The 10,187-nt window shown below is 58.8% G+C and carries 12 protein-coding genes and 1 pseudogene; 9 read left to right on the top strand and 4 right to left on the bottom strand.

Annotated features, from left to right (window positions below; translation table 11 throughout):
* A pseudogene (locus ACIPLA_RS06300) lies at positions 1-95 on the top strand (GTP pyrophosphokinase); the annotation flags it as partial.
* Between the two features lie 32 nt (positions 96-127).
* Here the strand turns inward: ACIPLA_RS06300 and ACIPLA_RS06295 are convergent.
* Positions 128-568 carry a hypothetical protein gene (locus tag ACIPLA_RS06295; RefSeq protein ID WP_401172406.1) on the bottom strand — a complete coding sequence of 147 codons (441 nt, stop codon included), beginning with the start codon at positions 566-568 and terminating at the stop codon, positions 128-130.
* A 117-nt stretch (positions 569-685) separates the two neighbouring features.
* Between ACIPLA_RS06295 and ACIPLA_RS06290 the strand changes: the two genes are divergently transcribed.
* The 3 genes from ACIPLA_RS06290 to ACIPLA_RS06280 all read left to right on the top strand — a co-directional run bounded on the left by ACIPLA_RS06290 (position 686) and on the right by ACIPLA_RS06280 (position 3,184).
* Positions 686-1,360 carry an isoprenylcysteine carboxylmethyltransferase family protein gene (locus tag ACIPLA_RS06290; protein ID WP_218396566.1) on the top strand — a complete coding sequence of 225 codons (675 nt, stop codon included), beginning with the start codon at positions 686-688 and terminating at the stop codon, positions 1,358-1,360.
* A gap of 145 nt (positions 1,361-1,505) precedes the next feature.
* Entirely contained in the window at positions 1,506-1,709 is a 204-nt protein-coding gene (locus ACIPLA_RS06285) for a hypothetical protein (protein WP_218396563.1), read from the top strand.
* Between the two features lie 146 nt (positions 1,710-1,855).
* A complete protein-coding gene (locus ACIPLA_RS06280) occupies positions 1,856-3,184 on the top strand; it encodes an alkaline phosphatase (protein WP_218396561.1) in 1,329 nt (442 codons plus the stop codon).
* Between the two features lie 656 nt (positions 3,185-3,840).
* On the opposite strand, the gene ACIPLA_RS06275 is transcribed toward ACIPLA_RS06280, so the two are convergent.
* On the bottom strand, positions 3,841-4,677 hold the full coding sequence (locus tag ACIPLA_RS06275) for an NAD(P)H-dependent oxidoreductase (protein WP_401172402.1): 837 nt from the start codon (positions 4,675-4,677) through the stop codon (positions 3,841-3,843).
* Positions 4,678-4,762: 85 nt separating this feature from the next.
* Here ACIPLA_RS06275 and ACIPLA_RS06270 point away from each other — a divergent pair, with 85 nt between their 5' ends.
* The 5 genes from ACIPLA_RS06270 to ACIPLA_RS06250 all read left to right on the top strand — a co-directional run bounded on the left by ACIPLA_RS06270 (position 4,763) and on the right by ACIPLA_RS06250 (position 7,769).
* Positions 4,763-5,656, top strand: coding sequence for a LysR family transcriptional regulator (locus tag ACIPLA_RS06270; RefSeq protein WP_401172399.1), 894 nt, complete (start codon positions 4,763-4,765; stop codon positions 5,654-5,656).
* 193 nt (positions 5,657-5,849) lie between these two features.
* Entirely contained in the window at positions 5,850-6,638 is a 789-nt protein-coding gene (locus ACIPLA_RS06265; protein ID WP_401172396.1) for a DeoR/GlpR family DNA-binding transcription regulator, read from the top strand.
* Positions 6,639-6,699: 61 nt separating this feature from the next.
* Positions 6,700-6,936: a hypothetical protein gene (locus ACIPLA_RS06260; protein WP_063343332.1), complete on the top strand. Its 237-nt coding sequence runs from the start codon at positions 6,700-6,702 to the stop codon at positions 6,934-6,936.
* A gap of 128 nt (positions 6,937-7,064) precedes the next feature.
* Positions 7,065-7,301 (top strand): hypothetical protein, encoded by a 237-nt coding sequence (locus tag ACIPLA_RS06255; RefSeq protein WP_371317129.1) that lies wholly within the window; start codon positions 7,065-7,067, stop codon positions 7,299-7,301.
* 69 nt (positions 7,302-7,370) lie between these two features.
* Positions 7,371-7,769, top strand: a complete 399-nt coding sequence (locus ACIPLA_RS06250) for a DUF5329 domain-containing protein (protein ID WP_218396549.1) — start codon at positions 7,371-7,373, stop codon at positions 7,767-7,769.
* A 14-nt stretch (positions 7,770-7,783) separates the two neighbouring features.
* Here ACIPLA_RS06250 and chrA read toward each other — a convergent pair whose 3' ends face one another.
* Together chrA and ACIPLA_RS06240 are read right to left on the bottom strand one after the other, a co-directional pair.
* Positions 7,784-9,142: a chromate efflux transporter gene (chrA, locus tag ACIPLA_RS06245; RefSeq protein ID WP_218396547.1), complete on the bottom strand. Its 1,359-nt coding sequence runs from the start codon at positions 9,140-9,142 to the stop codon at positions 7,784-7,786.
* Between the two features lie 35 nt (positions 9,143-9,177).
* Positions 9,178-10,029 carry a CAP domain-containing protein gene (locus ACIPLA_RS06240; RefSeq protein WP_218396545.1) on the bottom strand — a complete coding sequence of 284 codons (852 nt, stop codon included), beginning with the start codon at positions 10,027-10,029 and terminating at the stop codon, positions 9,178-9,180.
* Between the last annotated feature and the right edge of the window lie 158 nt (positions 10,030-10,187).

Here is a 10,187-nt window from a genome sequence, read left to right as displayed (position 1 = left end):
AGAACAGCGACTTGTCGCGGATTGCCCAGCCGTCCTGGGAGGATCTGGAGCGCGTTGAGAAGTATCGGCGGGCGATCGGGGTGTTGCGTTCGTAGAGTGGAGTTCCAGATTTACTGCGTGCTCATGCTTATAAAACGCCCTCCGCCGGCGATGCATCGGGCTTGGCAATCCAGCCGACATAGGTGAGCCAGAGGCCGATCAGCACGGCGACGCCGAAGCCGACTTGCACCAGCAACGGCACCCTCGCCGATACAGCCACGCCACGTTCAATCAGTTGCGGCGCGGCCAGGAGTACAGCGCCGCGAAGCGCCAGGAACCAACCGAACAGGGAAATCACAACCGCCGCGGCGTTCGACCAATATTGATGGAACGCGATGATCAGCAGGCCACCGAACAACAGCAGGGCGCCGGCAAACCACACGGTGAGCGGGCTCGCGAAGAAGTCGGCTGCCAGTGGCCCCATGTCTGGCGCCCGCACGGCGATGATGCCGGGCACGATGACCAGCCAAGGCCCGATGACGCGTGCGAACGCGCGCGTGCACGCTCTGGATTCTGCTGTGGTGGGCATGGGAGTTCCCTCGATCACGTCGCTCGGTGATTAGGGGAACTCTACACTCCATTTGCGGGCCTATCGAATATGGCAAGCAAAATGGAAAAGACAGAAACTCCCCAGGATCCGAAGGCGATGTCACGCCGTACGGCCATCACTTATGGGATCGGCCTGCCGCTTGCGCTGCTGGTATTGATCTTCCTGCCGGCTGGCACTATTGCCTGGCGGCCCGGATGGGTATTGCTGATCGTGCTGATTTTGGCTTTGGGCGCGTCAGGCCTTGTCCTGGCGTGGGTCAACCCTGTGATCTTTCGCGCGCGCAGCCGGATTCAGCCAGGCACTAAAAGTTGGGACAAAGCGCTGCTGGCGCTCATATTGCCGACGATGACGGCGGTCCTGCCGGTCGCGGCGATCGATGCCGGGCGTTTCCATTGGTCGGCGGTACCGGCCTGGTTGGTGCCAGGCGGCTACATCGCTGTGCTGGCGGGCATCGCGGTAACAGGCTGGGCGCAGGCAGTGAATCCGTTCTTCGAACCAGGTGTGCGCATCCAGGCCGAGCGGCATCAGCGCGTGATCGACAGCGGCCCTTACCGTTTCGTGCGTCACCCCGGGTACATCGCCGCACTGTTCCTGTTCTTCGGCATGGCCCTTGCGCTGGGTTCGTTCTGGGCACTGTTGCCCGCCGCACTGGCGTCGGCGTTACTTGTCTTGCGCACGGCATGGGAGGACCAGCTGTTGCGGTCCGAGCTTGCAGGGTATGACGATTACGCCCGTCGAGTACGGTGGAGATTGGTCCCCGGCCTCTGGTGAAGGCCAGGGTTGGATAGTGGTTTCCGAGCGGGAGGAGAGGAGCGCGCCAAGGCTGGCCGCCCCTTCACGACTTCACACACTGGGCCGGCAAAAAACAACGCTTTTGCTCGCCTGTTACGTTCATAGTCAGGTCGAGGATAACAGCATGAAATCCCGGATCATTGGGCTGCGAGTGGCCGGCACCGTCTACGCACTGATGGCCTTGGCGCAACTGGGGCGCCTGATTATTCGCCCCGAGGTTCTCGTTGATGGGTATCCCATGCCCCTGTGGCCCAGCGTGCTCGCCTTGGTATTGCTCGTGGTATTGAGCGTCTGGATGTGGTCGCTCACACAGTCGCGAGCAGAGTGAGGCTGACTCATCCAGGCCGAACCGCTTTTTGAACGACAAAGCCTCAAATCATCAGGGCTTTGTTCTTACTCGACGGGTTTGATGTCTTAGTGGCGCGATGCTGATTTATCGACTGAACTGCTGCTCAGGTTTCAGGAGGAAATCAGATGGCGCGGCTCATTCTCGGTCATACCACCGATACGTCGATTAAAGTCTGGGTACGCGCCAGCGAGCGTTGGCCGGTGGCCTTTGTTGATGTCGTGGATTGCGACAACAACGCGACAGGCCCCACCAAGGTGCTCGATGCCCAGCCAATGGAGTTTTACACGGGCGTTCTGGAGTGGAAAAAGCTCAATCCCGATACGCCTTATACCGTGAAGGTGGCTTTCGGCAAGACCCGCGGTGCGGCAGCCGATGAGCGAGTTCGTGATGCCTATACCGAAGGGCGCTTTCGCACCTTTCCCGCGGTAGAACTGACCGGATCATTCTCTTTCGTGCTCGGCTCCTGCAATTTGCATTCGCTCGGGATACTGGAGAGGCCCGACCGCGCCTGGGTCGAGATTTCTCGGGTGGCCAAAAACAACGACGCACGCTTCATGATTCATTGCGGCGACCAGATTTACTCGGACATCCCGCGCCAGCCCGCCATCGATGTGCAGTTCTTTCGTGACAAGTATCTGGATGCCTGGGAGGACTGTGTGCCCGCGCGCCGGACGCTGACAGAGTTGTCGCATTACATGATTCTTGACGACCATGAACTGATCAATAACTTCGACACGGCCACCGGTTCGTCCACGCAAGCGCTGGCGAACGCCGCCATCAAGGCGTATTGGGAGTTTCAGCATTCGCACAATCCTTCGAGTCGTCATGCCGAGCATCATTACCACTACGAGTTCAACTACGGCGCGGTGAAGTTCTTTGTCATGGACACCCGTTATTACCGCAGCACGGCGCAAAAGTGTTTGCTTGATGAGGTCCAGGAAGACGACCTGTTGCGCTGGCTGTCGCGTTACCGTGATGACCTGAAGTTCGTTGTCACCAGCGTGCCATTCGTGGGAGTGGTGAAAAACTCTGAAGGTGACAAATGGTCGGATCCTGCTTTCGAAGAACAGCGAAGCCGCATCCTTGAGCATGTCCTCGAAAAAAACGTGTCACGCCTGACCTTCCTGACGGGCGACATGCACACCTCTTATCACGCCACGCTTGCGGTTTCGCGCGGTGAGAAAAGCACGGTGATCAATGAGTTGATGTCCAGCCCGATAAACCAGTACACCCCAAACATAAGGCCCGAGCAGATCTACAACATGAACCACTCGCACACCCTGCCTAATGGAATTTCCACGCTGTCGTGTATCGATCCGGATTCCTTTTACGGTAATCACTCGAATGTCATGGTGATCGATGTCGATATGACGTCAGCCAGGCAGACGGTGGGCTATAAGATTTTTCGCACAACAAAAACGGGTGCGGGGCCGAGTGGGAAATTCCATCCCTAAAGGGAAAGGAGAGTTCCATTGTGGTGAGGGGATTCCTATGGGTTTTTCGGGCCTCAGATCAATAGATCGCAGCCTTCGGCAGCTCCTACGCTGTGGCGTTCGTCCTGGTTCGAGCCATAGGGGCGCAGCGTTAGTATCTTTCCATTTACCTGTCATTCCCTTAGAAAAGAATCGGTCTAAAAAGCCCGACCCAGGCTTCGATCGATTTGCTATTCTGAAGTTGTAGGTGAAGACGCAGACTGATGCGCAAAGGGATAGCGAGGAGGCGTGGGGCGCGCTCCCAAGGGTACACGGTTAGAAAGATCTCCGCGCTGAGATCCAGCCCTTATGCCGTGTGAGGCAGAACAGCCTAAAGTTAAAAATCCTGTTCTGTGAGAGGCCCGATAAACCTTGTAAGCCAGAGACCAGCGCTGGCCACCTACATCGATTTCCAAAGCCCGCCTTGTGCGGGCTTTTTCGTATTTGCGAGTTGGTTAAACCATTTCAGCCACGACGCGTTCTTCGTAGCAGCTGCCGAAGGCTGCGTTCGGCTGCGTAGCAGTCGTAAATTCAGAAATTGCGGTACATCAGGCAGACCGAGCTCCCCGGATTCACGACTGCTTCGCAGCCGAACGCAGCCTCGCAAGCTCGGCAGCTGCTACAGATCACATTACGATTTAACTCACGGCACTCGCTTTTGCGGTTGGCGCCCGCACATCTGATTCATCACGCTCTGCCTGTCTGACGTGAGCCGAAAACCCAGTCTGATCCGACGCAATCTCCGCACGCAATGTCAGCTGCGGGATGTCATACGCGCCTGCATTCTGTGGCCGGAAAGGAATCGGTGCGGTCCTCCCGAGGTCATCAAGCCGTTGACCGAGCGCATCACAGGTCGTCGAAAATTTCGCTTCGTCCATTCGGCTGGTGCGATAGATCACGAACGGTGGCAGCACGTCGAAACCAGGGTAAAACAGCACGCCATGCTGAATCGGGAATAACACATCATCGATGGGCCCATTGATGCCCCGAGGGCTGTAATGAGACTCCCATCCACCTGCAGTGACGATCAGCATCGCCCGTTTGCCCGCCAGCGTGCCTTCTCCATAGCGGTTACCCCAGCGCGCATCGGAATGCTCTCCTACGCCATAGGCAAAACCATAGGCATAGACGCGTTCCACCCAGCCTTTGAGGATCGCCGGCATCGAAAACCACCACAGTGGAAACTGCAGAATGACGGCATCGGCCCAGAGCAGTTTTTCCTGTTCGAGGACGATGTCCTGACTTTGCCGGCCTTCTTCGAAGGCAAGTTTGGAGTCCAGCGAAGGATTGAACCGCGATTCGGCTGGCCGGCCGGGACTGTCATCGGCATCCAGCGAGGCTTTCCAGTCCATCGCGTATAGATCGGAGACTTGCACCTGGTGGCCGTTAGCTTCCAGGCGTTTGACGGCAAAGTCTTTGAGCGAGCCGTTCAATGATTTTGGTTCGGGATGGGCATAAACGAGCAGAACTTTCATGGCTGAGTCTCCGGTGTCAGGAGCCAGCAGAATCGGACGTTACCCGGTATATTGGAAATGAATAACCAATATGCCAGGTATTACCATGAATAATCTGCGACGCCTGGACATCAATCTGTTGCTGACCCTTGATGTCTTGCTCTCGGAACACAACGTGACCCGTGCGGCGCAACGCCTGAGTTTGTCTCAACCGTCGGTGAGTGTTCATCTTGCCAAATTGAGGGACATTTTCGGTGATCCACTGTTATTGCCAGGACCACGGGGCATGCGGCCCACGGCCAGGGCCGATGAGTTGCGCGAGCCATTGCGTCAGGCCCTGGAAGCCCTGGAGCGTGCCGTGTCGCCGGCCAGCCCTTTCAACCCGCTTGAGGCACGGCAGACGTGGAACGTCATGGCGTCTGACTACGGTGAGTCGACCATCGTGTTGCCCGCGTTGGCCGGGCTGCGTTCGGCAGCACCGGGCACGCGTTTGGCGGTGTTTGATCTGGTTCCGTCTCAGATCGCCAGGCAAGCGGAGCAGGGGGCAATCGATCTGGCTTTCCACACCAGCGAGGACGCTCCCCCCGGCTTGCGGCGTCGAGCGTTGTTTACCGAACGATATGTTTTGGTAGGGCGTGCCGGCCATCCGCAGTTGAAAAAACGGCCGACACTGGCGCAATTTTGTGAACTCGACCACGTGATCGTGTCACGGGATGGTGGGGCGTTTCAGGGTGTCACCGACCAAGCGCTTTCGGCGGCGGGCATGACGCGCCGGGTGGTGCTTTCAGTCCCGCATTTCCTGTTTGTGCGGTCGGTGGTGGAGAGTACCGATATGGTGGCGATGCTGCCGTCGCGGCTGGTTCGCGATGTGGGGGCGTTGGAAGTGGTCGAGCCACCGCTTGATGTCCCGGGTTACGAGATGTCGATGCTCTGGCCCGAGCGGGTTCATCGCGACCCTGCGCATCAATGGTTGCGCGAGTTCATTGTGAATGCGTTGTGATTAACGTCCGTTAAACGCAACCCATGTGGGAGCGGGCTTGCTCGCGAAAGCGGTGTGTCAGGCGACATCAATACTGGATGTACCGCCGCCTTCGCGAGCAAGCCCGCTCCCACAGGTTCTGCGCTGCCATGCCGGTTGTGTTCATTTCGCTGTTTGGCTAATCTCGCACAAACACGCAAAAACAGGCATAACCATGCAAGCTGAGCATTCCATCATCGAACTCCCGCAGTTGCGCCGTCAGAAAATCCTTTTGATTCTGGAACGCGACGGTAAGGTCATGGCCTCCGAGCTGAGCCAGCATTTCGCTGTGTCCGAAGACACTATTCGTCGGGATCTGTCGGAGCTGGCCAGCGCCGGGCTGGTGCAGCGGGTGCATGGCGGAGCACTGCCGCGGCCCAAGGATACGGGCAAGGATTACTTCACCCGGGTTGGCGAAACCGATGAGGTGAAAACCCGTCTGGCCCAACTCGCCGCACGCCGGGTCAAAAACGGCCAGATTGTGATTTTCGATTCCGGCAGCACCACGCTGCAGATCGCGCGCTCGCTGCCCGCTGACATTTCCCTCACGGCCATTACTGCGTCGCCGATGATCGCGATCACACTGGCCGAATACAAAGGCATTACGGTGATTGTTGCCGGTGGTCAGCTCAATCCCGCGACGATGTCTTCCGGCGGCCATGAAACCCTGCGGTTGATCGAAGGCATCAAGGCCGATCTGCTGTTCACCGGGGTCTGCGCCATTCATCCGGAAGTCGGCATCAGCTCGTTGCATTTCGATGAGGTGCCGGTGAAGCAGGCGATGCTCGCCAGCGCTTCCCATGTGATTGCCGTCACCACCGCGGACAAACTGGGGGCGGTGGAGCCTTTCGTTGTTGCGCCTTGCAACCGTGTGCATACCCTGATCACCGAACGTCACGTGGCCTCGGGCAATGTCGAGGATTATCAACAGCTGGGAATCGAGGTGGTGCAGATAGACGCTTGAGCGTCATCGCGCTCAGTGCTGCATGGGTTACGCTGATAGCAACGACGGGAGGAATGCAGCCATGACTGAGCGCCATATGATCCACTCGGAAACGCTATCGAACGGATGCAGCATCGAGGTTAAAGCCGAGATATTGAGAGACGGCTCGCTGAAGATGTTCATGGGTGTCTATTGGCCGGACGGTTCGGCCATCGTTGAGGACAACCATCCGTCGCCGCATCTGCTGGACATGGAAGCGGCGATGGACTGGGCCATCGAAAAAGCCAAAACCATCGGTAACAGCCAAAGAACGCTGTAAGGCCTGGCGATAACTGAATCATTGAGCATCTGGAAGGTCGTATCTGCGGTTTGCACGCACTTCGATTGAATTCGTGGATAGCGTCAACTCATCCCCGCAGCTCTGACCTTTGCTTTTAGGATGTTCAAATGAAGCGCACCGCGATAATGACCCTGGCCATTGCAGCTACTCTCTTGTTGGGAGGCTGCTTTCCTCACTGGGAAGATGATGACAGGTACGATCGGGATCACCGCCGTGAATACCGTCGCGACCATGACCGAGGCTATGACCAACGTGATGATCGAGGGTATGACCGGGATTATGACCGGCGTGATGATCGCCGTCGTTACCGTGACCGGGACCGCGACGACCGCGACGACGATTGATACTTGCTCGCCAGCCTTCAGAGCGGGCGCCACCGCTCTGATCTGCCGTCAGTCATGCGAGGTGTCACCATGGGAGTTCTGCCTGGACGTTTCACTCGGCATGTCAGCCACTGGTTGATCGCGGCGGGTATCGGCCTGACCGCAGTGGTGCTCAATGCACAGGCGCAAACCCCACCTCAAGCCACTCAGGAAATAAACAGCTTGCTGGACTTTGTCGAGCACAGTGAGTGCCGGTTTGTGCGCAACGGGAGCGAATACCCAGGCGCTCAGGCCCGGGCACATCTGGAAAAGAAGCTTGAGTATCTCGAAGAGAGGGGCGCGATCAATAGCGCAGAAAACTTCATCGACCTGGCGGCCACCCAAAGCAGTGTGAGTGGTCGCGCCTATGAAGTGCGTTGTCCGGCGGGCGTACAACCGGCAGATACCTGGCTGAAGACCGAGCTGCAGAGGCAGCGACAACTTAATTGATCACGTTCGCTGCGCTAGCGCAGCAGATGAACCACCAACCCGATCAGCCCGCACCCCATCAGTACTTCGATCACACCCCGCTTGAAGCGGAACAAGGCGATGGCCGCCGCAACGGCGATCAGCGCCGAAGGCCAGTCGAGTTGGCCGCTGAAGCCGTTGGGCCAGAGCACGTGGTAGCCGAAGAAGCACGCCAGATTAAGGATCACGCCGACCACCGCCGCGGTAATCGCGGTCAGCGGTGCGGTGAGCCTGAGTTCGTTGTGCGTCGACTCCACCAGCGGACCGCCGGCGAGGATGAACAGGAACGATGGCAGAAAGGTGAACCAGGTCACCAGCGTGGCGGCGAGGGCGCCGGCCAGGAACACATGATCGGGACCGAACACCTGCTGAACATAGGCGCCGACGAAACCGACGAAGGCCACCACCATGATCAGCGGCCCGGGGGTGGTTTCGCCGAGTGCCAGACCGTCGATCATCTGCGTGGGTGTCAGCCAGCCATAATGGCCGACCGCGCCCTGATACACATAGGGCAACACGGCGTACGCGCCGCCGAATGTCAGCAATGCCGCTTTGGTAAAGAACCAGGCCATCTGGGTCAGGGTGCCTTCCCAGCCGAACAGTGCGGTGAGAATGCCCATCGGCAACACCCACAACGCCGCACCCACCAGCGACAGGCGCAGCAATTTAAAACGGTTGAAACGGGCGTGTTCGGGAGGCGGGGTATCGTCATCGATCAAGGCTGGGCCGAAGGATTTTTTCGCAGCACCGTGGCCCCCGGTCTGGAACCTTTCAGGTGCCAGACGTCCGCCGACATAACCGATGATGGCGGCGCCCAGCACAATCAACGGGAAGGGCACATTGAACACGAAGATGGCCGTGAATGAAGCCGCGGCGATGCCCCACAGCCAGTTGTTCTTCAGGGCCCGCGAGCCGATCCGGTGGGCCGCCTGCACCACAATGGCGGTCACGGCAGGCTTGATGCCATAGAAAAGCCCGGCCACCACCGGCACTTCGCCAAAGGCGATGTACACCCAGGACAACGCGATCAGGATGAACAGCGAAGGCAGCACAAACAGCACGCCGGCAATCAGGCCGCCCCACGTGCGGTGCATCAGCCAGCCGATGTAGGTCGCCAACTGCTGAGCCTCAGGCCCAGGCAACAACATGCAGTAGTTGAGGGCATGCAGAAAGCGCCGTTCCGAGATCCAGCGTCGGCGCTCCACCAACTCCTGGTGCATGATCGAAATCTGTCCGGCCGGCCCGCCGAAACTGATAAAGCCGAGTTTCAGCCAGAACAGGAATGCTTCCCGCAGGCTGATGGCCTCAGGCTTCGACAGGTCCTGTTCGACGGTGGAAGAGGGGGCTTTATTCAAATCACGATTCCTTTTTCAACGGACGGTTCAAGCCTTCACGGCGTCCCGAACATCGCCGTCCAGTAAATGCCTGCGTCACTCTTCGGGTCCACCGCGTAAGCCGCACCCAGTTCACGAAATTGCGGGTTCATCAGGTTGGCGCAATGGCCTGGGCTGGCCAGCCAGCCATCGACCACTTTGCGCACGGTGTCTTGCCCGGCGGCGATGTTTTCGCCGACCTGCTGGCCCGCATAACCCGCCAGTTCAGCCCGATCACCCGGCGTGCGACCGTCGCGGTCCTTGTGATCGAAATAGTTATTGTTGGCCATGGCCCGGCTGTGGGTCTCGGCCGCGGAGCCTAGTGTGGCGTTCCAGGCCAGCGGCGTCGTGGCGGCAAAGGCTTGAGTGCCGCACTGGCGCGTCTGGGCGCGGGCGCTATTCATCGCTTCAAGCAGTTTCTGTCCCTCCGCCTGCCAGTCACCCAAACGCCCGGTCAACAGCGGACGCGCCAGCACAATGCGCCACTCACGGCCATCGCGGCTAACGCCGATGTCGACGAATTGCGGGTCCAGCACCACTTGGCAGAAGCTCTCCTGAATCGCCTTCATGGCGGACGGCGCATCACGCGGACCGGACAGGCTGATCGCCTGGACATTTACCATCGGATACGCCGCGCGGGCCAGTGCCTGTTGCAAGTCACCGATGCTGTTGGCGGACAGGACCAGACGCGGATCGCTCGCCAGTGGTGGCAACTCCGAAGACGCCTGGCCACCGCAGCGCTGCGCCTGGCTGCGGTAAACGTTGATCGACTCGACCAGCTGCGTTTCATCGGCCGCCGACGCGGCGACGCTGAACACCAGCCCGAATGACAACACGGCAAGATGCAAAACGGATGACAGGCTGCGCATGAAAATCTCCCTTGGACGGACTGCGTCCATGATGCGCGATTTCACCCCTGCGAATGCAATGCCTTTTCGCCTCGACATGCAGATTATTGTCAGACGGCTGGAATGACGTGCGACGACTACAATCACAGCAGGTCAGCGCTACAACATCGCCGTTTCAT

Origin of the sequence: Pseudomonas sp. NPDC086112 (genome assembly GCF_044746425.1) — a bacterium.
Classification (GTDB): Bacteria; Pseudomonadota; Gammaproteobacteria; order Pseudomonadales; family Pseudomonadaceae; genus Aquipseudomonas.
The sequence above is the reverse complement of the archived record's forward strand: the minus strand, read 5'-3'. Positions and strand labels throughout refer to the sequence as shown.